The organism is Streptomyces sp. SudanB25_2051 (genome assembly GCF_964272635.1).
In the GTDB taxonomy this organism is placed as follows: domain Bacteria; phylum Actinomycetota; class Actinomycetes; order Streptomycetales; family Streptomycetaceae; genus Streptomyces.
Genome location: NZ_OZ186787.1, coordinates 1,182,799 through 1,209,362 on the forward strand (window position 1 = coordinate 1,182,799; position 26,564 = coordinate 1,209,362).

Consider the following 26,564-nt stretch of genomic DNA (forward strand, 5'->3'; position numbering starts at 1 on the left):
CTGCCGCGGATAATTCCCGACATCGGGGGGACGGGTATTCGACGGCCCCGCGAATTCCCCCGTACGGCGTCATCCGAACGCCTTCGGGCACGTCTGGTTCACCGCCTCTCCACAGAATTCCCGCATTTCCGGACGGCGTGAACGCCGCTGTCGGCGGAGGGCGGCCGCGAGCATCGTGGGGCGGGAACGGGCCGACAGGAGCCGATACGGAGGGGTACTGATGGGGATCGACACCGTCCGGGCTGCCGCCCCGGCGCCGCGCTACCGGCGGCGCGGCCGGGTGGTGGTGGACTGGCTGACGACCACCGACCACAAGAAGATCGGCCACCTCTATCTGATCACGGCGTTCGCCTTCTTCCTGATCGCCGGGGTGCTGGCGCTGCTGATGCGCGCGGAACTCGCCCGCCCGGGATTGCAGCTGATCAGCAACGACCAGTTCAACCAGGCGTTCACGCTGCACGGCACGATCATGCTGCTGCTGTTCGCCACGCCCACCTTCGCCGGCTTCGCCAACGAGATCGTGCCGCTGCAGATCGGCTCCCCCGACGTGGCCTTCCCCCGGCTGAACATGCTCTCCTACTGGCTGTTCCTCTTCGGCGGGCTGATCGTGCTGAGCTCGCTGCTGGTGCCGACGGGCCCGGCGAGCTTCGGCTGGTTCGCGTACGCCCCGCTCAATTCGGAGGTCCACACGCCCGGAATCGGCGCCGACCTGTGGATCATGGGGCTCGCGCTCTCCGGATTCGGCACGATCCTCGGCGCGGTGAACTTCCTCGCCACGATCATCGGCATGCGGGCACCGGGGATGACGATGTTCCGGATGCCGGTCTTCACCTGGAACGTGCTGTTCACCTCGGTGCTGGTGCTGATCGCGTTCCCGGTCCTCGCGGCGGCGCTGCTGGTCCTGGAGGCGGACCGGCAGTTCGGGTCCGTGGTCTTCGCGCCGCAGTGGGGCGGGGCGCTGCTGTGGCAGCACCTGTTCTGGTTCTTCGGCCACCCCGAGGTGTACATCATCGCGCTGCCGTTCTTCGGCATCATCACCGAGATCATCCCGGTCTTCGCCCGGAAGCCGATCTTCGGCTATCTGACGCTGGTCGCCGCGACCATGGCCATCACCGGTCTGTCGGTGGTCGTGTGGGCGCACCACATGTTCGCCACCGGGGCGGTGCTGCTGCCGTTCTTCTCGTTCCTGTCGTTCCTGATCGCCGTGCCGACCGGGGTGAAGTTCTTCAACTGGACCGGCACCATGCTGAAGGGGTCGCTCAGCTTCGAGACGCCGATGCTGTGGGCGGTCGGCTTCCTGGTGTCGTTCCTCTTCGGCGGGCTGACGGGCGTGCTGCTGGCCTCTCCCCCGCTGGACTTCCACGTCACCGACACGTACTTCGTCGTGGGCCACTTCCACTACGTCGTCTTCGGCACGGTCGTCTTCGCGATGTTCGCCGGCTTCCACTTCTGGTGGCCGAAGTTCACCGGGCGGATGCTGGACGAGCGCCTGGGCAAGATCCACTTCTGGACGCTGTTCGCCGGCTTCCATCTGACGTTCCTGGTCCACCACTGGCTCGGCGCGGAGGGGATGCCCCGCCGGTACGCCGACTACCTGGCCGCCGACGGGTTCACCGCGCTCAACACGGCGTCCACCATCGGTTCGTTCCTGCTGGGCGCCTCCACGCTGCCGTTCCTCTACAACGTGTGGCGGACCGCCCGGTACGCGCCGAAGGTGGCGGTGGACGACCCGTGGGGGTTCGGGCGGTCGCTGGAGTGGGCGACCTCCTGCCCGCCGCCCCGGCACAACTTCCGCGCCGTCCCGCTCATCCGGTCGGAGTCCCCGGCGTTCGACCTGCACCATCCGCGCCACGCGACCTACCAGCGCCCGGAGCGGGACGCCCCGGCGGACCCGGCGGAGCGGCCGAGCGGTCCAGGGCGCGGTTCAGGCGGTCGCGAACCGAACTGAGGTGCCCGACCAGCTCCACCGGCTCCACCACCTCGAACTCCAGGCCCAGCAGCATCACGTGCATCACCAGGACGTCCAGGGTGCCGGCGCCGGTGTGCAGCAGGCAGGTCGTGTCGCTCTCCGCCTCCACCACCCCGTCGAACAGCCCGACGGCCGACGCGGCCTCCCGCGTGGAGGCGTGCAGCCGCACCACCGCGCGCCGGGTGTACGCCGCCGTGGACAGGCCCCGCGCCACATAGGCGGCCAGGTCGTCGGCGGGCGGGGTGCGCGGCTCGAACCGGGGCCCGTGCGGCGGTGTCGGCGTGATCCGGTCCGCGCGGAAGGTCCGCCAGCCGGCCCGGTCCACGTCCCAGGCGACCAGGTACCAGCGCTGCTCGGTGCACACCAGCCGGTGCGGCTCGACCGTGCGGCGGCTGGTCGCGCCGTTGTGGTCCCGGTACGCGAAGCGCAGCCGCTCGCCGTCCCGGCAGGCGCCCGCCAGCTCGGTCAGGACCGCCGCGTCCACCTGCCGGTCCTCCCGCGGGGCGCGCATGACCGGCACGGTGTACGAGGTCAGCGCGCTCACCCGGCGCCGCAGCCGCGCGGGCAGCACCTGGTCCAGTTTGGCCAGGGCGCGCAGGGACGTCTCGCCGATGCCCGCCACGCCGCGCCCGGCGGCGGTGCGCAGCCCCACGGCGACGGCGACGGCCTCCTCGTCGTCCAGCAGCAGCGGCGGCAGCCGCGCGCCCGCCCCGAGCTGGTAGCCGCCGCCCGTGCCCGGCGTGGCGTGCACCGGGTAGCCGAGCTCCCGCAGCCGGTCCACATCGCGGCGCACGGTGCGCGCGGTGACGCCCAGCCGCTCGGCGAGGGCGGCGCCGGACCAGTCCCGGTGGGCCTGGAGCAGGGACAGCAGGCGCAGCAGTCGTGCCGAGGTCTCCAACATGGGCGCGAGTCTGCCAGCCGTCGCGGACGGGAACGGTCCTCGTTCCCCGCGGCCGCCCGCCTCGCGGCGCTACGGCGCGGGGACCGGGACCACCCGCACGCACAGCTCGTTGTCGGCGCTGTAGCAGGGCGCCGCGCGGAACCCGGCGCCCTCGGCCTCCGGGTACACGAAGACGCCCCTGCGGTCCCACACGTCGTCCAGCACCCGCGCGATCCGCACCGGCTCCGCCCCGGCAAAGGGCCGCAGCCACAGGTGCCACATCCGCTGCTTGTCCGGCGCCGGCTCGGCGAGCGGTCCGTACGGCAGCGTGAAGGCGAACGCCCCGTCCTCGCCGCCGTCCACCGGCGCCTCGCGCACCAGGGAGCCCCACCGCGCCTCGGCCACCGCCCCTGCGCCGAGCTCGGCGCCGTACAGCCGGCCCTCGACGGTGCAGCCGCCGCCCCCGAAGGCCAGGTCGCCGGCCTCGGCGTGCCGGGGGCGCAGCCAGCTGCGCACGGCGAGCCGCCCCTCGGGCGTGGGGTACGGGACGCGGGCGCACACCGGGCCCGAACGCTCGGGGGCGCGGTCCACCAGGGCGCGCAGATCGCGGACGCCCGGCTCGACGGGACGGTCGCCGAGGGAGACGTCCCAGTGGCCCTCGGCCAGTTCGACGGTGCTCGGCAGGACGGCGCGCAGGCGGCCCTCGGCGGCCGGGGTGAGCGGGAGCCGCACCTCCTCGGCGGGGTCGGCGCCCCGGCGGCGCAGCACGAGGGCGGGCTCCGGCGTGCGGCCCGGGTCATGGCCCCCTATGTCGAAGGTCAGGCCGCCCGCCGCGTCCGCGACGCAGTCCGCGTGCGGGCTGTGGTGCCGGGCCGCGCCCGTGGTCCCGGTCATGCGGGCTTCCCCTTCCGCAGGATGTCGGCCGCCTTGTAGCGGGCGGTGAACGCGACGTCGAGGACGGCTCCGCGGGCCCGGTGGAGGGCGTCCCTGGCGCGGCCGCGGGAGGCGGCGGCGGGGCCGCGGGCGACCAGCTCGGCCCAGAGCGCCTCGTGCCGCTCGGCGATGCGCGCGGGGTCGAAGCGGCCGGCCGCCTCCAGGGCGGCGCGCCCGTAGCGGCGGCGCAGCTCGTCGTCCTGGATGAGGGCGAGCAGCGCCTCGGCGACGGCGTCGGCGTCGCCGACGGGGACGAGCCGGCCGTCGACGCCGTCCTCGATGATCTCGCGGGGTCCGTGCGGGCAGTCGGTGGAGACGACCGGGAGGCCGCAGCGCATCGCCTCGACGATGGTCATGCCGAAGGACTCCAGGCGGGAGGTGACGGCGGCGACGGAGCCCTTGACCCACTCGGGTTCCAGGGGGTTGGCCGGGCCCATGAGGTAGACGTGGTTGTGCAGTCCGTGGCGCTCGATCAGGGCGCGCAGGGCGTTCTTCTCGTTGCCGGTGGCGTCGCCGGAGCCGTAGATCCGCAGCCGCCAGTCGGGGCGGGCGGCGACGACCTTGGCGAACGCCTCGACGAGCAGGTCGTACCGCTTGACCTTGGTCAGCCGGCCGGCGGCGACGACCCACTTGGCGGTGGAGTCGGCCGGTGCGACGGCCGGGGCGGGAACGCTGTTGGGGACGGCCTCGATGCGGACGCCGGGCAGCTTCAGCCGGGTGCGGTAGGAGCGGGCGTCGGCCTCGGTGACGGTGGTGACGGCGTCGAGCAGCGGGTAGCGGAAGCCGATCTCGCGGCGCAGCCGGTAGCCGTGGCTGTCGAGGGTGAGGTGCTCCTGGCCGACGCGGACGGGCCCGCGGCGGGTCTGCCGGGCGATGTGGACGTTGAGACCGGGGCGGGTGCCGACGACGACGTCCGCCTCGACGGTCTTGAGGTGCGCGGCGATCCTCGCGTCGGTGAGGCGGCTGTACTGCTTCAGCGGCCGTCGCCGCGCGGGAAGACCCTGGCCGGCCGCCGGTAGTCGGGGTGGTCGCCGTCGTAGCCGGGGCTGTGCTTGCGCAGGTCGACGAGGTGCTTCATGGTCACGCCGGCGGGGGCGCCGAGGGTCGGCTCGTCGCGGTGGCGGAAGACGGAGACGATCTCCACGTCGTGGCGGGCGGCGAGCGCCTCGGCGAGGTTGAAGGTCGTGCGGATGGTGCCGCCGATCCCGTACGCGTTGTGGAGCAGGAAGGAGATGTGCATCGCGTGGCCGGGTCCCCCAGGTCGATAGGTCGTCAAGGGTGGACTGTACTTGGCCTTCACGGGCGGTAGCCGAGCTGGGGGACGGTGGCGCAGTTGGCCGTCATGTCGCCCTGAGTGACCCAGCCTTCGCCGTCCCGCCAGCGGGCGACGGACAGGCAGGCGCGGCGGGTGCGCGGCGGCCGGTCGAGGCGCTCGAACCGTACGGGCAGCAGCAGTCCCCGCGCGGTGTACGGCTCGGGGCGGTTCAGATACCGCTCGACGCAGGCGCGGGTGAGGCCGCGCGGCCCGGCGGCGAGGCAGGAGCGCGCCGCGTCGGTGAACCACATGGCGGCGGCCCAGCCCTCCAGCTGCCACTGGGAGCGCACGGCCACCCCTCCGGCACGGGCGTCCATGGCGGCGCGGAACTCCCGTACGGCCGGGTGGGAGGTGTCGTCGTGGTTGCGGCTGGAGCCGGTCGCCCACAGCGCGTTGCGGCAGCGCGGGGCCTTGGCGTAGGCGTCGGGGACGGTGGAGTTCCAGTTCTGCACGTGGGTGACCTTGGCGGTGGGGATCGCGCCGACCGCGTCCATCGCCTCGCACAGCCGGGCGTTGCCGTGGCTGTCGAGGGCGTCGAGCACCAGATCGGGGCGGCGGGCGCGCAGGTCGGCCGCGACGGCGCGGAAGTTGGGCAGCGCGAAGTCGACCTGCTCGGCGACGACCCGGTAGCCCTCCGCCTCCAGGCCGCGGGTGACGAGGCGGGCGTAGGCGGCGGAGGAGGCCTGGTTGTACGAGACGACGGCGGCGGTGCGGGCGCCGTGGACCCGTTTGAAGTAGCGGTAGACCTCGGTGCCGCCGTAGAGGACGCCGTTCCAGCCGGGGCGGCCTCCGGTGCGGGGTGCGGAGCTGCCGTAGATCCCGTAGAGGTGCGGGTAGGTGTCGTAGGCGGGCCCGATGGGCTGGCCGCCGATGTCGGGGACGCCGGCGCGGGAGACGCGGGACGCGGCGGCGTAGTCGAGGGCGGTGGTGGCGACGAGGGCGAAGACCTTCCTGTCGTCGACGAGTTCGGTGACGCAGGTGTGGTTGCCGACGCCGCTGCCTCCGTCGTCGCAGGTGAGGGGTTCGATCCGGCGGCCGTCGAGGCCGCCGCGCGCGTTGAGCGCGGCGAAGTAGGCGAGCGCGCCGTCGCGGGGGCCGGTGAACGCGTCGCCCCCGACGGGGCTGGTGGCGCTGGTGATGACGCCGACCCGGATGGGCGGCCCGCCGTCCGGTGTCGCGGCGGGCCGCCGGGTGGTGGAGTCCCGTTCGGGCAGGCGGCTGCCGCAGGCGGCGCTCGGCACGAGCAGAAGCGCGGTCAGGAGCGCGAGCGCCGCCCGGATGAGCGGGTCAGCAGCCCGGGACGGCCGCATTGCCGCTGAGCTTCACCAGCGCGCAGAGGGTGTTGCGGGAGACCTTCCAGGTGTCCTGCTGGAGGACCGCGGTGCCCTTGGAGTCGGGCAGCGCGGGCCGGCCGCCGACGAGCACGTCGTAGGTGACGTCCGCCTGGGTGGCCGAGGTGAAGGAGACCGCCTTGACGCGGGCGGACGACTTGGAGGCGTCGGGGTTCTTGCCGAAGGCCTCCAGGACCGGTCGCATCTGCCGGCCGTTCTCCAGGAGCTCGACGCGGTCCTCGGTGGTGGTCTTCGGGTCGAAGAACTCCGCCCAGTTCTCGCGGATCTCCTGCTCGGCCTCCTTCGGGTCGGCGGGCGCGGTGCCGGTCGCCGCGGGCGAGTCGGCGGGCGAGCCCGTGGGCGAGGCGGTCGGCGACGCCGTGGGGGTCTGGGCCCCGCCGGTCGTCTGGATGTCGGGGGACTGCGGGCCGACGCTGGCGTCGTCGCCGTCGCCGCACGCCGCGGCCAGCGGTACGAGGGCGAGGACGGCGGCCGTCGCCAGCGCCGCGCTGCGGGTACGGGCCCTGCGGGGGGTCGCGTGGACCATCTGGGTCACCACCGGGGTCTCTGACTGCACGGGAAAAGGGCATTCACGGGCATAGTGCAAGGAATCACTATGTGTCGCCAGTGGAGTAGCGCGAAGGGGTCCCGATGCCGCGACTGCTGTGGTGGGCCGGTCCCGCCGCCCTCGCCGGGGGCGCCGTGCTGTGCGTCCTCGGCTGGTACGGCGCGTCCGGCGAGCGTTTCGCGGAGCGGCAGCTGCCCTACCTGGCGTCCGGCACGGTCCCGGGCGCCGCGCTGATCGTGGCGGGCGCGGTGTGGACGGCGGTGGGCGCGGCGGGCTCCGGGGGCGCTGCGTCCCCCCGCGGTGACGGGCCGTCGGACGAGCCCGGCGGCGGCGCCTTCAGGCCCTCGTCCGGAGCGCCGCCCGTACGGGTGCCGGACGGCACCCTGGCGCACCGCCCCGACTGCCCCCTGGTGGCGGGCCGGCCGGACGCCGTCCCCGTGGGCGACGCGACGCTCGACCCGTGCCCGGTGTGCGAGCCCGGCGGGGACGGACCGGGTGAGGCGGCGGACGGGCCGGGCGGGGGCGGTGCTCTGGCGGACGGGCCGGGTGGAGGCGGTGCTCTGGCGGGCGGGCCGGATGACGAGGGTGGTCCGGCGGACGGGCCGGGTGAGGGGGGTGCTCCGGGCGGCGGGGCCGGGCGGCCGTGAGCCCGCTGACGTACGAGCTGTTCCTCGCCGGCCTCGCCGTGGGCAGCGCGGCGGCGCTCACCGGGGTCGGGCTCATCGTCACGTACCGGGCGACGGGCGTGCTCAACCTGGCGCACGGCGCGGTCGCCATGGTCTGCGCCTATGTGCTGCGCCAGTTGGTCGTGGAGTGGGGCTGGCCGCTCGGGCCCGCCGCGTGCGTGACGCTGCTGGTGGTCGCGCCCGGTACCGGTCTCGTGCTGGACCGGGTGGTGTTCCGGCCCGCCGCGCTGTCGGAGGCCGGTCCGGCGCGGACGCTGGTGGCGTCGATCGGCGTGTTCGTGCTGCTGGTCGGCGGCGCCGCGCTGCTGTGGGGCGGCGGGGCGCGGGCGGACGCGCCGGTGCTGCTGGGCGACGAGCCGTGGGCGCAGGTGGCGGTCGCCGTGGCGGTGGCGTGCGCGGTGGGCGCGGCGACCCGCTGGACGCGGCCGGGGCGGGAGCTGCGGGCCGTGGTGGACAACCGTGAGCTGGCGGCGCTGGGCGGGATCGCCGCCGACCGGGTGGCGGCCGCCGGGTGGGCGTTCGGGTCGTTCACGGCCGGGCTGACGGGGGTGCTGCTGGCGCCGCACGTGCGGCTCGACCCGTACGGGCTGCCGCTGCTCGTCGTGGAGGTCATCGCCGTGGCCGTGGTGGCGCGGATGCGGAGCCTGCCGGTCGCGGTGGGGGCGGCGCTGGCGATCGGCGTGGCCCAGGCGCAGCTGACGCGGTTCCATCCGGCGGGCTGGGCGGGGCCTCTGGTGCAGGCGCTCGGCGCGAACCTGTTCGTGGTGGCGCTCCTGGTGGCCGCGCTCGCGGTGCCGGCGGTGGGCGCGGGCGACGGACGGGATGCGGGCGGTCCGGGCCCGGCCGCCGCGGACGTGCTGCCGCGCGGGACGACGGCGGGGGCGGGGGCGCCGCCGGGCCTGTGGCTGTGCGTGGCGGTGGCGCTGGCCCTGCCGCTGGGGTTCGCGGGCGCGGACCTGCGCACGTCGGTGCAGGTGCCCGCGCTGGCCGTGGTGCTGCTCTCGCTGGTGGTGGTGACGGGCCGGGGCGGTCAGATCTCGCTGGGGCAGGCGGCGTACGCGGGTCTGGGCGCCCTGTTCACGGCGCTTCTGGCGGCGGGGCGGATGCCGGGGCTGCCCGCGCTTCCGGAGCTGGTGGCGCTGGGCGCGGCGGTGGTGCTGGTCGCGCCGCTGGGGCTGCTGACCGGGTGGCCGGCGATCCGGCGGCGCGGGCTCGCCCTGGCGCTGGTGACGCTGGCGGTGGGCGTGGCGGTGAGCCGGTTCGTGCTGGCGCAGCCGTACGCGACGGCGGGCCTGGCGGTGGAGCGGCCGACCGGGTTCCTGACGGACCGGGGCTACTACCTGCTGGAGCTCGCCGTCCTGGCGGGTGCGCTGGCGGCCGTGGCGGGGCTGCGCCGGGGCCGTACCGGCAGGGCGCTGGCGGCGCTGCGGGACCACGAGGCGGGCGCCTCGGCGGCGGGTGTCCCGGTGCCCGTGCTGAAGGTGCTGGCGTTCGTGGCGGGCGCGGCGCTGGCGGCGCTGGGCGGCGGGCTGCTGGCGATGGGCGTCCGGGCGTTCGACGCGGCGGCCTTCGACCCGGTGCGGGCGCTGCTGTGGTTCGCGGCGGTCCTGGTGCTGGGCGCGGACAGCCTGCTGTCGCCGCTGCTGGCGGCCGCCCTGCTGGTCGGCCTGGACGCGGGCGCGCGGGGCGGCGCGGCGGCGGCGGTCGTCGGCCTGCTGGCGGCGCTGACGGCCCGCGTACCGCCCCTGACGTCCCTGCTGCCCGGGCCCCGCGCGGCACGCCGCGTCCCGGCGGCGACGGGCCCCGGCCCCGGCGCCGCCCGGCCCGGACCCGCCACCCACGCCCCCGGCACCTCGCGGACCACCGGCAGCCATGCCCCCGGGAGCACCCCACAGGCCCCGGACACCCGACGCACCCGAGGCACCGGGAACACCCCACAGACCCCAGCCGCCCAAGGCACCCCAGCCACCCCTCAAGCCGGCCCCCCGCCCCGCCTCCAGGCCCTCGGGCTCGTCGTCCGGTACGGCGGGGTGACCGCGGTGGACGGGGTGGACCTGTCGCCGGCGCCCGGCCGGATCACCGCGCTCGTGGGGCCCAACGGGGCCGGCAAGAGCACCCTGTTCCACTGCCTGGCCGGCACCGTGCGCCCCACCGCCGGGCGGGTCGCGCTCGACGGGGCCGACATCACCCGCGCCCCGGCCCACGCCCGTACCCGGCTCGGTGTCGCCCGGACGTTCCAGGAACTGGCCGTCTTCCCCTCCCTGACGGTCGAGGAGAACGTTCGCGTCGGCGCCGAGCGGGGCCGCGTCCGCGACGCCCCGGACGCCGCCACGGAGCAGGCGCTGAGGCTGCTGGGGCTGGACGGGCCCGTACGGCACCACCCCGCCGCCGGCCTGCCCACGGGCCTGCTGCGCCGGGTCGAGCTGGGCCGGGCGCTCGCGGGGCGCCCGCACACGCTGCTGCTGGACGAGCCCGCGGCCGGCCTTGACGCGGCGGAGGCCGCCGGGCTCGCGCGGGTCCTGGCCGCCCTGGCCGCCGACGGCACGGCCGTCCTGGTCGTCGAGCACGACCCGGACCTGGTCGCCGGGATCGCGCACACGGTCCACGTCATGGAGGCCGGGAGGATCGTCGGGTGAGCGTCGAGATGGAGCTGCGGGCCGTGCGCGTCCGCTACGGCCCGCTGGAGGCGCTGCACGGCGTCGACCTGCCCGTCCCGGCCGGCACGGCGACGGTCCTGCTGGGCCGCAACGGCTCCGGCCGCACGACGGTACTGCGGGCGCTGGCCGGGGCGGTGCGCCCGTCGGCCGGCCGGGTCCTGTGGCGGGGAGCCGACGTGACGCGGGTCCCGGCGCATCTGCGGGCCCGCCGCGGGCTGTGCTTCGTACCGGACCTGCGGGCCGTGTACGCCGCGCTGACCGTCGCGGAGAACCTGCGGCTCGCCGGGGGCCCGGACGCGGCGCTCGACGCGTACCCGGAGCTGCGGCCCCTGCTCCCCCGCCGGGCGGGCACCCTGTCGGGCGGCGAGCGGCGGATGCTGGCCGTGTCGCGTGCGCTGGCGGTGCCCGCGCGCGTCGTCCTGGTGGACGAGCCGGTGCTGGGTATGTCACCGCCGCTCGCGGCGCGCACGTACGCCCTGCTGGGCGCCCTGTGCGCGCGGGGCACGGCGCTGGTCGCCGCCGAGCAGCGGCTCCCCGCCGGCCTGCCGCGCGGCACGCTGGTGCACGTGCTGCGGCGCGGCACGGTCGCGTTCAGCGGCGAGGCCGCAGAGCCGGCCGCGCGCCGGTTCCTCGACGGCCCTCAGGGGATCGCCAGCAGCTGACCCGGCCGGATGACGTCGGGATCGGGGCCCACCACGTCCCGGTTCGCCTCGTACACCGCCTGCCAGCCGCCCGCGACGCGGAAGCGGCGCGCCATCGCGCTCAGCGAGTCGCCCGGCTCGACCGTGTGGTACCGCCCGGACAGCCCGTAGCGGCGCGAGCACGTCGGCCACGCCTTCCACCCCTGCCAGCGCAGCACCTCCTGCGCGACGGTGATCTGCTGGGCGCGGGTCGCCAGGTCGGCGCGGCGCGCGTACTCCAGGCCGCCGAACTCCTCCCACGTGGACTGCTTGAACTGCAGCCCGCCGTAGAAGCCGTTGCCGGTGTTCGCGTCCCAGCGGCCGCTGGACTCGCAGAGGGCGATGCACCCCCAGGGCCAGTCACCGGGGCAGTCGGCCGACGTGGCGGCGGGGACGGCCGCGGGCGCCGTCGCGGGGACGGCCGCCCGGGCCGCCGCGCCCTGCGGCAGGGCCGGTACGAGGGCGAGGCCCAGCGCCAGTACGAGCGCCGTCAGGCCGGTGCGCGCGTACGGCACCGCGACGGCCCCGCGCCGCGCGGGCGGCCCGTCCGGAGCGGTGCCGCCCCGCGGGGCGGCGGCCCGGGGCCCGTACGGGCTGACGGAAGGTTTCAGCTGCTTCGGCATCGCGCCACGCTAGGCACGCCCCCGCACCCCCGTGCCGCTCCCGCCCCGGCGCGCCGCGCCCGCGCCGCGCGATCCCACCCGGTCGGCAGACCCCGGTGGCCGGATTCGGTTGCCCCGGGCGCGTGACCCCGTCCGGCGCTCGGCCGTTGAACTCGTCATGAGATGTGCCGGGAGCCGCCCGGTACCGCCCGCATCAACGAGTCCGAGGAGCCCCCCGTGCCGCGCATGCTCGACGTCAGCGAGGACGTACGCGCCGAGATCGGCGACGACGAAGCCGACCGGCTGCTCGCCGGCGAGAACGCCCCGGGCAGCTACGACTGCACCTCCTGCCGCACCCCGGGCGACCCCGAGCAGGAACGCACCAGCACGGTGCTGTTCGTCGGCGACGAGACCGCCGTCCTCGCCTTCGCCCACGCCACCTGCATCCCCTCCCAGGTCGTCCGCGTCTCGGAGGAGCAGCTCCAGGGCGCCGTCCGGTCGATCACCGGAGAGGAGCCGCAGCGGCCCGCGCCCGCCCCGGCCCAGGCCCCGCAGGGCGCCGCGCCCGCGCAGGTCCCGCCGGGCACCCAGCAGGCCGTCCTGGGTGTGACGAGCGGGCTGGTCGCGATCGACGGGGCGCTCCACCCGGCGCTCGTCGTGGAGCCGACCGCGCCGATCGCCCGCCCCGGCTCGTACGGCACGGAGGACGAGTTCCTGCCGCTCCTCATGGAGCAGGGCTTCCACCCCGTGTCCGATCTGAACGCGGCACCCGCGCTGCTCGGCGGCTGGTCGGTGCTGCTCGCCGTGGGGCAGCTCCACGCGATCCTCCAGCCGAACCCGGTCGGCGGCGGCCAGGTCGCCTGGTGGAAGGCGCACCAGCCGCTCCAGGTCACCGACGACTGGCGGACCACGGTCAACAAGACGAAGACCGTGCTGGTGTTCGCCGCGCCCGTCGGCTCCATCGGCCAGCAGCCGCGCGAGGACCTGCTGCGCGACGCGCTGGAGAAGGCCGCCGCCAACGGCCGCCTGGTCGCCGCCGCCATGCCGCTCGCCGGCACGTCCTGATGGGCACCCCGCTCCCCGCCCGGTGGAAGGCGAATTCCGGGGGTGGACCGCATCCCCCGGGCGGCGGGGTCGTTGGCCCCTACGTGCAGCACTCATACGAGCCGTCCCGCCAGCCGTACCAGCACATCCCCGCCATGCGCCCGGCGCAGGACGGGCTGTCCTACTCGGCCACGCCCATCTACGACGCGCTGTACTCGGAGTACCGGCGGTCGTTCCGGGCGCTGCCCGGGGACCGCACCGGCGAGGAGGACCTCACGTTCCGGGCGTTCGGGGCGCTGCCTCCCTCCCATCCCGCGGACGCGGGACAGGGCGGCGGGCCCTCCGGCACGGGCCACACGACCGGCACGCACGGATACGGGCAGGGCTGGCAGGCGCAGGCGTACGGCGGCTACGCGGCGGCCCGGCCGCACGGCGGCCCCGCGCAGGCGGCCCTGCCACCGGCACCGCGCCGGGGCCACTGAACGGCGGCGGGGCCGGGGGACGCGATCGTCCACCCGGCCCCGCCGCCGTCTGCCGTGCGGCTACTTCTTGCGGCCGCGCTTCTCCCGCACCCGTACGGAGATGTGGATCGGCGTGCCGTCGAAGCCGAACTCCTCGCGCAGGCGGCGCTCCACGAACCGACGGTAGCCGTGCTCCAGGAAGCCCGAGGCGAACAGCACGAACCGGGGCGGCTTGGTGCCGGCCTGCGTGCCGAACAGGATGCGGGGCTGCTTGCCGCCGCGGATCGGGTGCGGGTGCGCGGCGACCAGCTCGCCGAGGAAGGCGTTGAGGCGGCCGGTCGGGACCCGGGTCTCCCAGCCGGCGAGGGCGGTCTCGATCGCCGGGACGAGCCGGTCCATGTGGCGGCCGGTGCGGGCGGAGACGTTGACGCGCGGGGCCCAGGCCACCTGCTGCATCTCCGTCTCGATCTCCCGCTCCAGGTAGTAGCGGCGCTCCTCGTCCAGCTCGTCCCACTTGTTGTACGCGATGACGAGCGCGCGGCCCGCCTCCACGGCCATGGTGATGATCCGCTGGTCCTGGACGGAGATGGACTCGGTGGTGTCGATCAGGACGACGGCCACCTCGGCCTTCTCGACGGCGGCGGCGGTGCGCAGGGACGCGTAGTAGTCCGCGCCCTCCTGGAGGTGGACCTTCTTGCGGATGCCCGCGGTGTCCACGAACTTCCAGGTCTTGCCGCCCAGTTCGATGAGCTCGTCGACCGGGTCGCGGGTGGTGCCGGCCAGTTCGTTGACGACGACGCGCTCCTCGCCCGCGACCTTGTTGAGGAGGGACGACTTGCCGACGTTCGGGCGGCCGATGAGCGCGATGCGGCGCGGGCCGCCGACGGGGGTGCCGAAGGTCTGCTCGGGCGCCTCGGGCAGGGCCTTGAGGACCTCGTCCAGGAGGTCGCCGGTGCCGCGGCCGTGCAGCGCGGAGACGGGGAACGGCTCACCGAGGCCCAGGGACCACAGCATCGCGGCGTCGGCCTCGGCGGACGGGCCGTCCACCTTGTTCGCGGCGAGGACGACGGGCTTGCCGGCGCGGCGCAGGAGCTTGACGACGGCCTCGTCGGTGTCGGTGGCGCCCACGGTGGCGTCCACGACGAAGACGACGGCGTCGGCGGCCTCGATCGCGAACTCGGCCTGCGCGGCGACGGACGCGTCGATACCGAACACGTCCTGCTCCCAGCCGCCGGTGTCGACCACCTTGAAGCGGCGGCCCGCCCACTCGGCCTCGTAGGTGACGCGGTCGCGGGTGACGCCGGGGCGGTCCTCGACGACGGCCTCGCGGCGGCCGATGATCCGGTTGACCAGGGTGGACTTGCCGACGTTCGGGCGGCCGACGACGGCGAGGACGGGCAGCGGGCCGTGCCCGGCCTCCTCGATGGCGCCCTCCACGTCCTCGATGTCGAAGCCCTCTTCGGCGGCGAGCTCCATGAACTCCGCGTACTCGGCGTCGCCAAGTGCCCCGTGGTCGTGCTGGTCGTTCATGAAGTCCGTTCCTCGTGCGTTCGTGGTGGTCGGTGGGGTCCGGCCGGGGCCGGGTCCACTACTCGAAGTGTCGCTCAGCGCCCGGTGAGGCGCCTGGCGTTTTCCAGGTGGGCGGTGAGCCGCTCCTGGATGCGTACGGTGGCGTCGTCCAGCGCCTTGCGGGTGCGGCGTCCGCTGCCGTCGCCGGCCTCGAAGGCGTCGCCGAAGACGACGTCGACGCGGCTGCGCAGCGGGGGCAGCCCCTTTATCAACCGGCCGCGGCGCTCGCTGCTTCCCAGGACGGCGACCGGGACGATCGGCGCGCCGGACCGTACGGCGAAGTAGGCGAGCCCGGCGCGCAGCGAGGCGAAGTCGCCGTCGCCGCGGGTGCCCTCCGGGAAGATCCCGAGGACGCCGCCGGCGGCCAGAACGTCGAGGGCGCCGGTGATCGCGGTGCGGTCGGCGGCGGCCCGGTCGACCTTCAGCTGCCCGATGCCCTCCAGGAAGGGCCCGAGCGGCCCGACGAACGCTTCCTTCTTGATCAGGAAGTGGACGGGCCGGGGCGCGGTGCCCATGAGCATGGGGCCGTCGAGGTTGTGGGCGTGGTTGACGGCGAGGATGACGGGCCCGGCGGCCGGTACGCGCCAGGCGCCCAGCACGCGCGGTTTCCACAGCCCGTACATCAGGCCGATGCCGATGCCCCGCCCGACGGCGGCGCCCTTCGCCGACGGGGTCACTGGGCGGCCGCCCGCTTCTCCTCCACGAGGGTGACCACGCACTCGACGACCTGCTGGAGCGTCAGCTCGGTCGTGTCGACCTCGACGGCGTCGTCGGCCTTGGCGAGGGGGGAGGTCTTGCGGCTGGAGTCGGCGGCGTCCCGCTTGATCAGGGCTTCCCTGGTGGCGGAGACGTCGGCGCCCTTCAGCTCGCCGGCGCGGCGGGCGGCGCGGGCCTCCGGGGAGGCGGTGAGGAAGATCTTGAGGTCGGCGTCGGGGAGGACGGTCGTGCCGATGTCGCGGCCCTCCACGACGATGCCGTGCGGGGCGGCGGCGGCGATGGAGCGCTGCAGCTCGGTGATCCGGGTGCGCACCTCGGGTACGGCGCTGACGGCGCTGACCTTGGAGGTGACCTCCTGGGTGCGGATCGGGCCGGAGGCGTCCACGCCGTCGACGGTGATCGTCGGGTGCGACGGGTCCGTACCGGAGACGATCACGGGCTTGCCCGCGGCGTCCGCGACGGCCGCGGCGTCGTCCACGTCGATCCCGTTGGTGATCATCCACCAGGTGATCGCCCGGTACTGCGCGCCGGTGTCCAGGTAGCTGAGGCCGAGCTCGGCCGCGACGGCCTTGGAGGTGCTCGACTTGCCCGTACCGGAGGGGCCGTCGATGGCGACGATCACGGAATGCACGGTGTCGGACACCTTCCTGCCTGCGTGGGAGTGGGGCCGGCCGGTTGCCGAGGGCCCGCCCCAAGGTTACCGGCCGGCGGAGGGCCCGCGGCAGCGGCCGTCGGCCCGGACCCGGCCGGCCCCGCTTCCGGCGCTACTGCCGCAGGGCCCAGCCGCGCTCGCGGAGGGAGGCCGCGAGGAGCGGGGCGGCGGACGGGGCGACCATCAGCTGCACCACACCCGCCTGCTGGCCGGTGGCGTGCTCGATGCGGACGTCCTCGATGTTGACCCCGGCCCGGCCGGCGTCGGCGAAGATCCGGGCCAGCTCGCCCGGCTGGTCGCTGATGAGGACGGCGACCGTCTCGTACGCGGCCGGGGCCGTGCCGTGCTTGCCGGGGACGCGGGCGCGGCCGGTGTTGCCCCGGCGCAGCACGTCCTCGACGCCGGTGACGCCCTCGTGGCGCTTGGCGTCGTCGGCGGACTGGAGGGCGCGCAGCGAGCGGACCGTCTCGTCCAGGTCGGCGGCGAGCGCGGCGAGCACGTCGGCGACCGGCCCCGGATTGGCGGAGAGGATGTCGACCCACATGCGGGGGTCGGAGGCGGCGATGCGGGTGACGTCGCGGATGCCCTGCCCGCACAGCCGTACGGCGGTCTCCTCGGCGCCCTCCAGCCGCGCGGCGACCATCGAGGAGACGAGCTGCGGGGTGTGCGAGACCAGGGCGACGGCCCGGTCGTGGGCGTCGGCGTCCATGACGACCGGGACGGCCCGGCAGAGCGCGACCAGCTCCAGCGCCAGGTTCAGGACCTCGGTGTGGGTCTCGCGGGTGGGCGTGAGGACCCAGGGGCGGCCCTCGAACAGGTCGCCGCTGCCCGCGAGGGGCCCGGACTGCTCCTTGCCCGACATGGGGTGGGTGCCGATGTACGCGGACAGGTCGGCGCCCAAGGCCTCCAGCTCCCGCTGCGGTCCGCCCTTGACGCTCGCCACGTCCAGGTAGCCGCGCGCGGTGCCGGCGCGCATGGCGCCGGCGAGGGTGGCGGCGACGTGGGCGGGCGGCACGGCGACCACGCACAGGTCGACGGGGCCCTCGGGCGGCGCGTCCGTGCCGGCGCCCCGCGCGGCGGCGGTGCGGGCCCGGTCCGGGTCGTGGTCGGCGAGGTGGACGGTGACGCCCCGGTCGGTGAGGGCGAGGGCGACGGACGTGCCGATCAGACCGGTTCCGATGACGACGGCGGTTCTCACTGGGCGGTGTCCTTGCGGCGGGCGGCGGGTGGTGGGCGACGGACGAGCGGGCGGGCGGTGGCCGGGGTGGGACGGCGGCCGGGGCCGGGCGCCCGCTGTGTGGTCAGCCTAGTCAAGGCCGGGCAGGCGCCGCGCGGCCGTTCTGGCGGCTGAGACGGCGCCGGTGGCGCGCGGAGGCGTGCCTGGCGGCGGCGCCTGGGCGCGGCGCCCGGAGGCGGGTGCGTGGGCGCGGTGCGCGGAGGCGGTGCGCGGGGCCGCGGGGACGTACGAGACTGTCCGCATGATCTACCACGTCGTACCGCTGCCGGAGTGGGCCGCCGAGCCCGCGCTCCCCTACCGACCCGCGTCCCTGGCGCGCGAGGGGTTCACGCACTGCTCGGCGGACGCCCCGGCCGCGCTGGCCGTCGCGGACGCGCGCTACCGGGACGTGCCGGGGACGCTGCTGGTGCTGGTGGTGGACGAGGAGCGGCTGGCGGCGGAGGTGCGCTGGGAGGAGTCGGCGGCCGGGGTGTTCCCGCATGTGTACGGGCCGCTGGAGCGGACGGCGGTCACGGCCGTGCTGGAGGTGCGCCGGGGCCCGGACGGGGAGGCCCTCGAACTCGTTCCCTGGGCGTAACCGACGGCGGGTTCCCTTCACCGGGCGCCCTGTGGGCCGCACGATGAGGGGATGCAGCAGCTTCCTCCCGGTTCGTCCGGTCCCGTGCCCCGTCGCCGTACCGTGCTCACCGGCGCCCTGACCGCGGCCGCCGCGGCCGCCCTGACCTCCGCGTGCGGCGACGACGCCGGTGACGGCGCCGGTGGCGACCCCACGCCCGGGGGCACGGCCCGGCGCACCCCCGGGGAGACGGCCGAGCCGACGGCCGGGGGCACGGCCCCGCCCACCCCCGGGGAGACGGCCGAGCCCACGGCCGGGGGCAGGCTGATCGCCTCGACGTCCGACATCCCGGTCGGCGGCGGCCGGGTCTTCGCCGCCGAGAAGGTGGTGGTGACCCAGCCGGCCGAGGGCGAGTTCAAGGCGTTCTCGGCGGTCTGCACCCACCAGGGCTGCACGGTCGGCTCGGTGGCGAACGGGCTGATCAACTGCCCGTGCCACGCCAGCAGGTTCAGGATCGCGGACGCGTCGGTCGCCTCGGGCCCCGCGACCCGGCCGCTGCCGGAGCGGAGGATCAGCGTGTCGGACGGCAGCGTCCGGCTCCTGTGACCCTCCCGGACCCGTGCGCGGCCGGGCCCCGTCCCGGCCGGCCGGGACGGTTAGGGTCTGCGCATGCCTGGGGACACCATCACGCCGGAAGCGCTCGTCCGCGACCACACGGTCTACTCCTGTGTCATGGGGTCCCGGGCGTTCGGCCTGGCGACGGACGGCAGCGACACGGACCGGCGCGGGGTGTTCCTCGCCCCGACCGCGGCCCAGTGGCGGTTCACCAAGCCGCCCACGCACGTGGAGGGCCCGGCGCCCGAGCAGTTCAGCTGGGAGCTGGAGCGGTTCTGCGAGCTGGCCCTGCGCGGCAACCCGAACATCCTGGAGTGCCTCCACTCGCCGCTCGTGGAGCACGTCGACGACACGGGCCGCGAACTGCTGGCCCTGCGCGGCGCGTTCCTGTCGCGGCAGGTGTACGACACGTTCGCCCGCTACGCGCTGTCGCAGCGCCGCAAGCTGGAGGCCGACCTGCGGCAGCACGGCGCGCCCCGCTGGAAGCACGCCATGCACCTGCTGCGGCTGCTCGGCTCCTGCCGGGACCTGCTGCGCACCGGGGAGCTGGTGATCGGCGTGGGCGACGGGCGGGAGCGGCTGCTCGCGGTCAAGCGGGGCGAGGTCGCGTGGCCCGAGGTGGAGGCGTGGATGGCGCGGCTCGCCGACGAGGCGGACGCGGCGCTGGCGTCGTCGCCGCTGCCGGCCGGGCCGGACCGGGACCGGGTGGAGGACTTCCTGTACCGGGCCCGGCTGCGGTCAGCCCTGGACGCCCTGTCCCAGGCGGGCGCGGACGACGAGGTCGTGCAGCGCGTCGTGCGCCCCCGTCACGGCGCCGGGTAGCGCCGAGGCGGCCTGGGCGGCGTCGAGCGCGGCGTGCAGTGCCTCCACGTCGGCGCGCAGCCGCTCCCGGTCGGTGCCGTCGGCCGGGCCGTGCTCGGCCTCCGCCTTGGCGGCGATCAGCTCGCGCAGGTACGCGGGGGCCTCCCCCACCGTCTCGCACAGGGTCGGCAGATGCGCGACGACCTCGCCCGACCGCATCAGGTGGATGCCGGTCAGCAGGGCGCGGAAGGTGTACAGCAGCGACTTCAGCTCGCCGTTCTTCTCGAAGAGCCGCCACTGGGTGCAGGCGAAGCCCCGGTAGTGGTGGGCGTGGTGGGTGGTGACCACGTCCGGCGCGAGGGCGGCCAGTTCGGCGTGGAGGCCGCTGGTGCGGACGACGAGCGGCGACAGGAGCTGCTCCAGCACATAGCCGTTGCGCCGCAGCATCAGGCGGACGAACTTGCGCAGGTCGTGCGTGACGAGGTCCATCTCGACGCCGTCGCGCAGCCACATCCTGGACCGGGTCTCCTCCGCGTCCCGCAGGCCGATCAGCGCGTCCACCGGCAGCAGGTGCGCCCCGCGCAGGTCCACGTCCGAGTCGCGGGACGGGAAGCCGTACAGGTGCGCGCCGGAGACGGTGGCGAAGAGCACCGGGTCGGGCTGGTCGGCGACGGCGGAGGAGAGGTCCAGGTGTTCGATCACCGGTCAAGCATCCCAGAGCGCGCCCAGCGTGACGAGGTCCGAGCGGTATTCGACGCGCTCCGCCCACTCCTCCGGCCAGGCGGACGCGCCGAGGTGGGCCCCCGCGAAGGCACCGGCGAGGCAGGCGATCGAGTCGGAGTCGCCGCTGGTGCAGGCGGCCCGGCGCAGGGCGGTGAGCGGCTCCTGCGGGAACATCAGGAAGCACAGCAGCGCGGTGGCGAGCGCCTCCTCCGCGATCCAGCCCTCGCCGGTGAGCAGGCACGGGTCGGTCTCGGGGTTAGCGGTGCGCAGGGCGGCGGCGACCCGTTCGAGCACGGCGAGGCACTCGTCCCAGCCGCGCTCGATGTAGTGCTCCGGCGAGGGGTCGTGGGCGCGGGTCCACAGGTCGCCGAGCCATGTCTCGTGGTAGCGGGAGCGGTTCTCGTACGCGTACGAGCGCAGCAGCCCGACCAGGCCGAGCGGTTCGGCGCCCTGCGCCAGCAGGTACACGGCGTGGGCGGTCAGGTCGGACGCGGCGAGCGCGGTGGGGTGCCCGTGCGTGAGCGCGGCCTGGAGCTGGGCGGCGCCGGCCCGCTGCTCGTCGGTGAGGCCGGGTACGAGGCCGACGGGCGCGACCCGCATGTTGGCGCCGCAGCCCTTGGAGCCGGTCTGGCTGGCGCCCTGCCAGGGCCCGTCGGCGGCGAGCAGCCCGCAGGCCACGAGGCAGGTGCGGCCGGGGGCGCGGTTGTTCTCGGGCGAGCGGGCCCAGGCGACGTACTCCTCGCGCAGCGGTCCGGCGAAGCGGCGCGGGGCGAGGGGGCCGTCGTCCATGGCGGTGCGCAGCGCCCGGCCGACGGCGAGGGTCATCTGCGTGTCGTCGGTGACGCGGGCGGGCTCGGGCAGCGGAAGCTCCCGCCAGGGGCCGTACCAGCCGGTGATCCTCGGTACGTCGATGAACTCGGTGGGCAGGCCCATGGCGTCGCCCAGGGCGAGGCCGATCAGCGCGCCGGTGGCGGCCTGCTTGGTCGTGGTGCGGGCGGTGGTGGTGTCGGTGGTCATGCGGTGGTCTCCCGTCGTTCCGGCCGCGCCGGTCGCAGCAGGGGTGGGTGGAGGGCGGTCGCGTCGCCCGCCCGGTAGAGCGCGGCCGGTTTCCCCCGTCCGCCGGTGAGGCGCGGCGGGCCTTCCACGGGCCGGACGAAGCCGGGCGTGGCAAGGACCTTGCGCCGGAAGTTGGGGCGGTCCAGCGGGACGCCCCACACGGCCTCGTAGACCTGCCGCAGCTCGCCGAGGGTGAACTCGGGCGGGCAGAAGGCGGTGGCGAGGCCGCTGTACTCGAGCTTGGCGCCGACGCGGTCGTGGGCGTCGGCGAGGATCACGTCGTGGTCGAAGGCGAGCGGCCCCTGTGTGCCGTAGGGGACCCAGCGGGCGTCGGAGGCGTCGCCGCCGCCGCGCGGCTCGGGCAGGCCGGGGCCGAGCGCGGTGTACGCGACGGAGACGACCCGCATGCGGGGGTCGCGGCCGGGCTCGCTGTAGGTGCGCAGCTGCTCCAGGTGCAGGCGGGCGGCGGTCTCCTCCGACAGGCCGGTCTCCTCGGCGAGTTCGCGGCGGGCCGCTGCGCCGGCGGACTCGTGCGGCCGCAGGAAGCCGCCGGGGAGCGCCCAGCGGTCCCGGTACGGCTCCTCGCCGCGCCGGACGAGCAGGACGTGCAGCCGGTTCTCACGCAGCGTGAAGACGGCGAGGTCGACGGTGACGGCGAAGGGCTCGAAGGCCCGCGGGTCGTAGCCGTCGGGCAGCTGGACGTGCATGGCCGCTCCGGGGAAGGCGCTTAAGAGTCACCTTGACTATAAACCGGCGCGGAGGTCCGCCACAAGCACGAAGCGGCCCCGCACACCCCGCACGCCGGGAAGCACGCGCCGGAAGCGCGAAGAAGCCCGCGGCCGGGTGCCGCGGGCTTCTTCGGACGGATCTCCCCTGACGCGTCAGGAGGGGGATGCCTACAGGCCGACTTCCTTCATCAGCATGCCGACCTCGGTGTTCGTCAGGCGGCGCAGCCACCCGGACTTCTGGTCGCCCAGCTGGATCGGGCCGAAGGCGGTGCGGACCAGCTTGTCGACGGGGAAGCCCGCCTCGGCGAGCATGCGGCGCACGATGTGCTTGCGGCCCTCGTGGAGGACGACCTCGACCAGGTAGTTCTTGCCGGTCTGCTCGACGACCCGGAAGTGGTCGGCGCGGGCGTAGCCGTCCTCCAGCTGGATGCCCTCCTTGAGGCGCTTGCCCACCTCGCGCGGGAGCGGCCCGGTGATGGCGGCCAGATAGGTCTTCTTCACGCCGTACTTGGGGTGCGTGAGGCGGTGGGCCAGCTCACCGTGGTTGGTGAGCAGGATGATGCCCTCGGTCTCCGTGTCGAGCCGCCCCACGTGGAAGAGGCGCGTCTCGCGGTTGGTGACGTAGTCGCCCAGGCACTGCCGGCCGTCGGGGTCCTCCATGGTGGAGACGACACCGGCCGGCTTGTTCAGCGCGAAGAACTGGTACGACTGCGTGGCGACGGTCAGCCCGTCGACCTTGATCTCGTCCTTCTCCGGGTCGACGCGCAGCCCCTGCTCGACCACGATCGAGCCGTTGACCTCGACGCGCGCGTCCTCGATCAGCTCCTCGCAGGCGCGGCGCGAACCGTACCCGGCGCGGGCGAGGACCTTCTGCAGGCGCTCGCCCTCCTGGCCCGGCTGCACGGACTTCTGCGGCTTGTCCGCGTACCGCTCGCGGTTGCGCTCCTCGATCCGGGCGTCCAGCTCGCGCGGGCGCGCCGGGGCCGTGCGGCCGCCGCCGCGCTGGGGCGACTGGCGGGGGCCGCCCTTGGCGCCGCCGCGGGCCGCCGCGCCCCGTCCGCGCCTGGGGGCCTCGCCGGGGCCGCCGCCCACGTCGTAGCTGCGCTCCTCGGGGCGGGGGCGGCGCGGGTTGCCGCCGCCCTGCCGGCGGTCGTCGCGGCTGTTACCGGCACCCCGGTAGTTGCCGCGGCCGCCGCTGCTGCCGCGGCCGCCGCTGTTGCCACCACGGCTCCCGCCGTTGTTTCCGCTGCTGTTCCTGCCGCTGCTGCTTCGCATCAAAGTTCCGTCTTGTCGTCTGCGTCCTCGTCGATCCGGTGGTCCGGATCGAACGACGGGACCGCTTCCCGCGACTCGGCCTCGACCGCGGCCGCCTCGGGGAGGAGGGGCGCGAGTTCCGGCAGTTCGTCCAGGCCGCGCAGGCCCATCCGCTCCAGGAAGTAGTTCGTCGTCCTGTACAGGATCGCACCTGTTTCGGGTTCCGCGCCCGCCTCCTCCACCAGACCGCGCTGGAGGAGGGTGCGCATGACCCCGTCGCAGTTGACCCCGCGCACCGCCGAGACCCGTGAACGGCTGACCGGCTGCCGGTACGCGACGACCGCCAGCGTCTCCAGCGCGGCCTGCGTGAGGCGGGCCTGCCGGCCGTCGAGGACGAAGGCCTCCACGGCGGCCGCGTACGCGGGGCGGGTGTAGTACCGCCAGCCGCCGGCGACCTGGCGCAGCTCGAAGCCGCGCCGCTGGACGTCGTACTCGTCGGCCAGCTCTCGAAGCGCGTCGGCGACCTCGCGGCGGGTGCGGCCCAGAATCCTGGCGAGGTGCTCCTCCGTCGCCGGCTCGTCCACCACCATGAGGACCGCCTCCAGGGCGGGCCTCAGCTCCAGGGCGTCGCTCACGTATGCTCCCCTTCCTTCCCGGCGCCGCCACCGGCACCGGCACCGTCACCGTCCCCGGCGCGGTCGAACTCGTCGCCGACCGCCGCGTCGGCGTCCCCGCCGGTCCAGCGGACGGTCAGCTCCCCGAGCGGTTCCTCCTGGTCGAGGGCGACCGCCCGGTCCCGGTACAGCTCCAGCAGGGCGAGGAAGCGGGCGACGACGGTGAGGGTGTCGGCCGCGTCCGCCGCGAGCTCGCCGAACCGGGCCTCGCCGCGCTCCCGCAGCAGCGCCACCACGATCGCCGCCTGCTCGCGGACGCTGACCAGCGGGGCGTGGACGTGGTCGACGTACACCTGCGGCCTCGGCTTGGGCCGCAGCGCCTTGACCGCCAGCCTGGCGAACCCCTCGGGCCCGATGCTGAGGACCACGTCCGGCAGCAGCTCCGCGTGGTGCGGCTCCAGGCCGACGGTACGGGGGTGGCGGCGGCCCTCGTCGTCGAGGCGGGCGCCGAACAGCTCGGCGACCCGCTTGTACGCGCGGTACTGCAGGAGCCGGGCGAACAGCAGGTCGCGGGCCTCCAGCAGCGCGAGGTCCGCCTCGTCCTCCACCTCGGCGGCGGGCAGCAGCCGGGCGGCCTTGAGGTCCAGCAGCGTGGCGGCGACCACCAGGAACTCGGTCGTCTGGTCCAGGTCCCAGTCCGGCCCCATGGCGCGGATGTGCGCCATGAACTCGTCGGTCACCTTGGAGAGCGCCACCTCGGTGACGTCCAGCTTGTGCTTGGCGATCAGCTGGAGCAGCAGGTCGAAGGGGCCCTCGAAGTTCGCCAGGCGCACGGTGAACCGGCCGTCCCCCGAAGCCTCCCGCTCCGCCCCGGACGCGTCGCGGCCCGCGCCGCCACCGCCGGTCCCGCTCGGCGTATCCGCCCCCGCGCCCCCACCGGTCCCGGGCGGCGCGTCCGGCCCCGCGCCCCCACCGGTCCCGGGCGGCGCGTCCCGCTCCGGGGCGGGGTCCGCGACGGCGGGCCGGGGCCCCGGCCCCGCGCCGGGCGCGTGCGGCGCCTCCGGCTCCGGGCCCGGTACGGCCTCCCGGTCGGCGGGCCCCGGCGGCGCGACGGGCCCCGGCGGGGGCGGCGTGGCCGGGCCGGGGCCCAGCGGGCGGCGGCGTGGAGGGTGCGGGCGCATCGGGGTCCAAGGCGGGCGAACGGGACAGGGCGGCCCCGTAGGCTATCGGGCGCACCGGCCCGTCGGCGCGCTACGCGCGCGAGGAGGACCCGCTCAGCGGCCTCTGAGCCGCCGTACGAGGATGCTCGCCTCGCCGCGGGACTCCAGGTCGGCCAGGACCACGGCGACGGCCTCGCGGACGATGCGGCCGCGGTCGACGGCCAGCCCGTGCTCGCCGCGCAGGACGAGACGCGCGTGCTCCAGGTCCATCAGCTCCTCGGCGGAGACGTAGACGGTGATCTTCTCGTCGTGGCGCTCGCGGCCGCTGGGCCGCCGGCTCGGGGAGCGCCGGCCGCGCCGGGCGGCCGGGGTGGCGGGGGCCGTCCCGGACGCGGCCGCGGCGGCGCGGGGCGCCGCCCCGGAGGGCGTACCGGTCTCCGGCTCGTCGGCCACCGCGCGGGTGCGGGCCTGGCGCGCGGGCCCGTCCTCCCCCGCCGCCGCAGCCGAGTGCTCCTCGGCCGGCGGGTCCTGCTCACCGCCCTGCCCGGGGACCCGTGGGCCCTCCGCCGCGGGCTGGCGTCGGGGCGTGGACGCCTGCAGCGCCGTGCCCCCGGTCGTACGGAACAGCTCGTCGGCTCCGGGCAGACTCACTCGGCGTGACACCGGGCGAGCACCTCCCTGGCGAGCTGGCGGTAGGCGGCCGCGCCGACCGAGTTCGACGCGTACGTGGTGATGGGCTCTCCGGCGACGGTGGTCTCCGGGAAGCGGACGGTCCGGCCGATGACCGTGTGGTAGACGTGGTCGTCGAACGCCTCGACCACGCGCGCGAGGACCTCGCGGCTGTGGACGGTGCGCGAGTCGTACATCGTGGCGAGGATGCCGTCGAGTTCGAGGTCGGGGTTGAGGCGCTCCTGGACCTTCTCGATGGTCTCCGTGAGCAGCGCGACCCCGCGGAGCGCGAAGAACTCGCACTCGAGCGGCACTATCACCTTGTGGGCGGCGGTCAGCGCGTTCACCGTCAGCAGGCCGAGGGACGGCTGGCAGTCGATCACGATGTAGTCGTAGTCCTGGAGCAGCGGCTTGAGGGCGCGCTGCAGGGTGGACTCGCGGGCGACCTCGCTGACGAGCTGCACCTCGGCCGCCGACAGGTCGATGTTGCTCGGCAGCAGGTCCATGTTGGGCACGGCGGTCTTCAGGAGGACCTCGTCGGCCGACATGCCCCGCTCCATGAGCAGGTTGTAGACGGTGAGGTCGAGCTCCATCGGATTGACGCCGAGGCCCACCGAGAGGGCGCCCTGCGGGTCGAAGTCGACGAGGAGCACCCGCCGTCCGTACTCGGCGAGCGCGGCGCCGAGGTTGATGGTCGACGTGGTCTTGCCGACGCCGCCCTTCTGGTTGCACATCGCGATGATCTTCGCGGGCCCGTGCTCGGTGAGCGGGCCCGGGATCGGGAAGTACGGCAGGGGGCGGCCGGTCGGGCCGATCCGCTCGCGGCGCTGCCGGGCGGCGTCGGGCGCGAGGGTGGCCGCGTATTCGGGGTCCGGCTCGTACTCGGCGTCGGGGTCGTAGAAGTGCCCCTCGGGCAGCTCGTCGTAGGCGGCGAAGTGGGTGGACTCTCGGCCACTCTCGTTGCCGGCCATGGCGTTCACGTGTTGGCCGTCCATCATCTTCATCGTGTGGGGTGTCGTCAGGTGCTGGTGCGTCGCGAACGTCCGGACAGCGACCGAACCGACGACCTCGGGTCCGGACGACGGAC

At 75.4% G+C, this 26,564-nt stretch carries 24 protein-coding genes and 3 pseudogenes; 9 read left to right on the forward strand and 18 right to left on the reverse strand.

From position 1 onward, the window contains the following. Window positions 1-220 precede the first annotated feature (220 nt). A pseudogene (ctaD, locus tag ACSUPT_RS05235) lies at window positions 221-1,918 on the forward strand (aa3-type cytochrome oxidase subunit I); the annotation flags it as partial. Here the strand turns inward: ctaD and ACSUPT_RS05240 are convergent. From ACSUPT_RS05240 to ACSUPT_RS05260, 5 genes and pseudogenes are all read right to left on the reverse strand, one after another. Further along, a complete protein-coding gene (locus ACSUPT_RS05240; RefSeq protein ID WP_436943542.1) occupies window positions 1,806-2,870 on the reverse strand; it encodes a helix-turn-helix transcriptional regulator in 1,065 nt (354 codons plus the stop codon). The pseudogene ctaD and the gene ACSUPT_RS05240 overlap by 113 nt on opposite strands. Before the next feature lie 69 nt (window positions 2,871-2,939). Then, window positions 2,940-3,743, reverse strand: a complete 804-nt coding sequence (locus ACSUPT_RS05245) for a hypothetical protein (protein WP_361659646.1) — start codon at window positions 3,741-3,743, stop codon at window positions 2,940-2,942. After that, window positions 3,740-5,022, reverse strand: a pseudogene (locus ACSUPT_RS05250) (glycosyltransferase family 4 protein). Before ACSUPT_RS05250 ends, ACSUPT_RS05245 begins: the two are co-directional and overlap by 4 nt. A gap of 56 nt (window positions 5,023-5,078) precedes the next feature. Continuing rightward, entirely contained in the window at window positions 5,079-6,407 is a 1,329-nt protein-coding gene (locus tag ACSUPT_RS05255; RefSeq protein ID WP_436943543.1) for an ABC transporter substrate-binding protein, read from the reverse strand. Then, window positions 6,385-7,005 (reverse strand): hypothetical protein, encoded by a 621-nt coding sequence (locus tag ACSUPT_RS05260; RefSeq protein WP_351963186.1) that lies wholly within the window; start codon window positions 7,003-7,005, stop codon window positions 6,385-6,387. Before ACSUPT_RS05260 ends, ACSUPT_RS05255 begins: the two co-directional genes overlap by 23 nt. 74 nt (window positions 7,006-7,079) lie before the next feature. Between ACSUPT_RS05260 and ACSUPT_RS05265 the strand changes: the two are divergent. The 3 genes and pseudogenes from ACSUPT_RS05265 to ACSUPT_RS05275 form a co-directional block, all read left to right on the forward strand. Continuing rightward, window positions 7,080-7,475 (forward strand): annotated as a pseudogene (locus ACSUPT_RS05265) (hypothetical protein); the annotation flags it as partial. Window positions 7,476-7,639: 164 nt separating this feature from the next. Next, a complete protein-coding gene (locus tag ACSUPT_RS05270; RefSeq protein ID WP_436943544.1) occupies window positions 7,640-10,318 on the forward strand; it encodes an ABC transporter permease subunit in 2,679 nt (892 codons plus the stop codon). After that, a complete protein-coding gene (locus ACSUPT_RS05275) occupies window positions 10,315-11,001 on the forward strand; it encodes an ATP-binding cassette domain-containing protein (protein WP_365730392.1) in 687 nt (228 codons plus the stop codon). Before ACSUPT_RS05270 ends, ACSUPT_RS05275 begins: the two co-directional genes overlap by 4 nt. On the opposite strand, the gene ACSUPT_RS05280 is transcribed toward ACSUPT_RS05275, so the two are convergent. Then, window positions 10,980-11,513 (reverse strand): transglycosylase family protein, encoded by a 534-nt coding sequence (locus ACSUPT_RS05280; RefSeq protein WP_404148314.1) that lies wholly within the window; start codon window positions 11,511-11,513, stop codon window positions 10,980-10,982. The two genes, ACSUPT_RS05275 and ACSUPT_RS05280, sit on opposite strands and share 22 nt — an antisense overlap. 345 nt (window positions 11,514-11,858) lie before the next feature. Between ACSUPT_RS05280 and ACSUPT_RS05285 the strand changes: the two genes are divergently transcribed. Both ACSUPT_RS05285 and ACSUPT_RS05290 read left to right on the forward strand, forming a co-directional pair. Continuing rightward, window positions 11,859-12,686, forward strand: coding sequence for a hypothetical protein (locus ACSUPT_RS05285; RefSeq protein WP_351963190.1), 828 nt, complete (start codon window positions 11,859-11,861; stop codon window positions 12,684-12,686). Window positions 12,687-12,769: 83 nt separating this feature from the next. Continuing rightward, a complete protein-coding gene (locus ACSUPT_RS05290; protein WP_403502188.1) occupies window positions 12,770-13,147 on the forward strand; it encodes a hypothetical protein in 378 nt (125 codons plus the stop codon). A 60-nt stretch (window positions 13,148-13,207) separates the two neighbouring features. Here ACSUPT_RS05290 and der read toward each other — a convergent pair whose 3' ends face one another. The 4 genes from der to ACSUPT_RS05310 form a co-directional block, all read right to left on the reverse strand. Beyond that, window positions 13,208-14,656: a ribosome biogenesis GTPase Der gene (gene der / locus ACSUPT_RS05295; protein WP_351963191.1), complete on the reverse strand. Its 1,449-nt coding sequence runs from the start codon at window positions 14,654-14,656 to the stop codon at window positions 13,208-13,210. Window positions 14,657-14,730: 74 nt separating this feature from the next. After that, complete coding sequence (locus ACSUPT_RS05300; RefSeq protein ID WP_351963240.1) at window positions 14,731-15,318, reverse strand: lysophospholipid acyltransferase family protein; 588 nt, start codon at window positions 15,316-15,318, stop codon at window positions 14,731-14,733. A gap of 50 nt (window positions 15,319-15,368) precedes the next feature. Beyond that, window positions 15,369-16,055 (reverse strand): (d)CMP kinase, encoded by a 687-nt coding sequence (gene cmk, locus ACSUPT_RS05305; RefSeq protein ID WP_351963192.1) that lies wholly within the window; start codon window positions 16,053-16,055, stop codon window positions 15,369-15,371. 121 nt (window positions 16,056-16,176) lie between these two features. Next, window positions 16,177-17,262, reverse strand: coding sequence for a prephenate dehydrogenase (locus ACSUPT_RS05310; RefSeq protein ID WP_361659629.1), 1,086 nt, complete (start codon window positions 17,260-17,262; stop codon window positions 16,177-16,179). A gap of 280 nt (window positions 17,263-17,542) precedes the next feature. On the opposite strand from ACSUPT_RS05310, the gene ACSUPT_RS05315 reads away from it, so the two are divergent. The 3 genes from ACSUPT_RS05315 (at window position 17,543) to ACSUPT_RS05325 (ending at window position 19,294) form a co-directional block, all read left to right on the forward strand. Then, entirely contained in the window at window positions 17,543-17,878 is a 336-nt protein-coding gene (locus tag ACSUPT_RS05315) for a DUF952 domain-containing protein (protein WP_436943545.1), read from the forward strand. A 51-nt stretch (window positions 17,879-17,929) separates the two neighbouring features. Then, the gene (locus ACSUPT_RS05320; protein WP_436943546.1) at window positions 17,930-18,463 is read left to right on the forward strand and encodes a Rieske (2Fe-2S) protein; all 534 of its coding nucleotides are present in this window, start codon (window positions 17,930-17,932) and stop codon (window positions 18,461-18,463) included. Window positions 18,464-18,526: 63 nt separating this feature from the next. Beyond that, the gene (locus ACSUPT_RS05325; protein ID WP_436943547.1) at window positions 18,527-19,294 is read left to right on the forward strand and encodes a nucleotidyltransferase domain-containing protein; all 768 of its coding nucleotides are present in this window, start codon (window positions 18,527-18,529) and stop codon (window positions 19,292-19,294) included. On the opposite strand, the gene ACSUPT_RS05330 is transcribed toward ACSUPT_RS05325, so the two are convergent. From ACSUPT_RS05330 to ACSUPT_RS05365, 8 genes are all read right to left on the reverse strand, one after another. Then, a complete protein-coding gene (locus ACSUPT_RS05330; RefSeq protein WP_361659617.1) occupies window positions 19,211-19,975 on the reverse strand; it encodes a nucleotidyltransferase domain-containing protein in 765 nt (254 codons plus the stop codon). The genes ACSUPT_RS05325 and ACSUPT_RS05330 overlap by 84 nt on opposite strands. A 3-nt stretch (window positions 19,976-19,978) precedes the next feature. After that, entirely contained in the window at window positions 19,979-21,013 is a 1,035-nt protein-coding gene (locus ACSUPT_RS05335) for an ADP-ribosylglycohydrolase family protein (protein WP_436943548.1), read from the reverse strand. Then, window positions 21,010-21,759 (reverse strand): NUDIX hydrolase, encoded by a 750-nt coding sequence (locus tag ACSUPT_RS05340; RefSeq protein WP_351963199.1) that lies wholly within the window; start codon window positions 21,757-21,759, stop codon window positions 21,010-21,012. The genes ACSUPT_RS05335 and ACSUPT_RS05340 overlap by 4 nt, the downstream gene beginning before the upstream one ends. A 189-nt stretch (window positions 21,760-21,948) precedes the next feature. Further along, complete coding sequence (locus ACSUPT_RS05345; RefSeq protein WP_351963200.1) at window positions 21,949-23,055, reverse strand: pseudouridine synthase; 1,107 nt, start codon at window positions 23,053-23,055, stop codon at window positions 21,949-21,951. Next, window positions 23,055-23,624 carry an SMC-Scp complex subunit ScpB gene (gene scpB, locus ACSUPT_RS05350; RefSeq protein ID WP_399219195.1) on the reverse strand — a complete coding sequence of 190 codons (570 nt, stop codon included), beginning with the start codon at window positions 23,622-23,624 and terminating at the stop codon, window positions 23,055-23,057. The genes ACSUPT_RS05345 and scpB overlap by 1 nt, the downstream gene beginning before the upstream one ends. 41 nt (window positions 23,625-23,665) lie before the next feature. After that, window positions 23,666-24,829, reverse strand: coding sequence for a segregation and condensation protein A (locus ACSUPT_RS05355; protein WP_436943549.1), 1,164 nt, complete (start codon window positions 24,827-24,829; stop codon window positions 23,666-23,668). Window positions 24,830-24,922: 93 nt separating this feature from the next. After that, window positions 24,923-25,459 carry a hypothetical protein gene (locus ACSUPT_RS05360; RefSeq protein ID WP_351963203.1) on the reverse strand — a complete coding sequence of 179 codons (537 nt, stop codon included), beginning with the start codon at window positions 25,457-25,459 and terminating at the stop codon, window positions 24,923-24,925. Next, complete coding sequence (locus tag ACSUPT_RS05365; protein ID WP_028964422.1) at window positions 25,456-26,481, reverse strand: ParA family protein; 1,026 nt, start codon at window positions 26,479-26,481, stop codon at window positions 25,456-25,458. Before ACSUPT_RS05365 ends, ACSUPT_RS05360 begins: the two co-directional genes overlap by 4 nt. Between the last annotated feature and the right edge of the window lie 83 nt (window positions 26,482-26,564).

Coding starts and splice junctions, on each gene's coding strand:
- ACSUPT_RS05240 (WP_436943542.1), bottom strand. CDS start 2,870: ATGTTGGAGACCTCGGCACGACTGCTGCGCCTGCTGTCCCTGCTCCAG.
- ACSUPT_RS05245 (WP_361659646.1), bottom strand. CDS start 3,743: ATGACCGGGACCACGGGCGCGGCCCGGCACCACAGCCCGCACGCGGAC.
- ACSUPT_RS05255 (WP_436943543.1), bottom strand. CDS start 6,407: ATGCGGCCGTCCCGGGCTGCTGACCCGCTCATCCGGGCGGCGCTCGCG.
- der (WP_351963191.1), bottom strand. CDS start 14,656: ATGAACGACCAGCACGACCACGGGGCACTTGGCGACGCCGAGTACGCG.
- ACSUPT_RS05300 (WP_351963240.1), bottom strand. CDS start 15,318: ATGTACGGGCTGTGGAAACCGCGCGTGCTGGGCGCCTGGCGCGTACCG.
- ACSUPT_RS05315 (WP_436943545.1), top strand. CDS start 17,543: ATGATCTACCACGTCGTACCGCTGCCGGAGTGGGCCGCCGAGCCCGCG.
- ACSUPT_RS05320 (WP_436943546.1), top strand. CDS start 17,930: ATGCAGCAGCTTCCTCCCGGTTCGTCCGGTCCCGTGCCCCGTCGCCGT.
- ACSUPT_RS05325 (WP_436943547.1), top strand. CDS start 18,527: ATGCCTGGGGACACCATCACGCCGGAAGCGCTCGTCCGCGACCACACG.
- ACSUPT_RS05335 (WP_436943548.1), bottom strand. CDS start 21,013: ATGACCACCGACACCACCACCGCCCGCACCACGACCAAGCAGGCCGCC.
- ACSUPT_RS05340 (WP_351963199.1), bottom strand. CDS start 21,759: ATGCACGTCCAGCTGCCCGACGGCTACGACCCGCGGGCCTTCGAGCCC.
- ACSUPT_RS05345 (WP_351963200.1), bottom strand. CDS start 23,055: ATGCGAAGCAGCAGCGGCAGGAACAGCAGCGGAAACAACGGCGGGAGC.
- scpB (WP_399219195.1), bottom strand. CDS start 23,624: ATGGTGGTGGACGAGCCGGCGACGGAGGAGCACCTCGCCAGGATTCTG.
- ACSUPT_RS05355 (WP_436943549.1), bottom strand. CDS start 24,829: ATGCGCCCGCACCCTCCACGCCGCCGCCCGCTGGGCCCCGGCCCGGCC.
- ACSUPT_RS05365 (WP_028964422.1), bottom strand. CDS start 26,481: ATGAAGATGATGGACGGCCAACACGTGAACGCCATGGCCGGCAACGAG.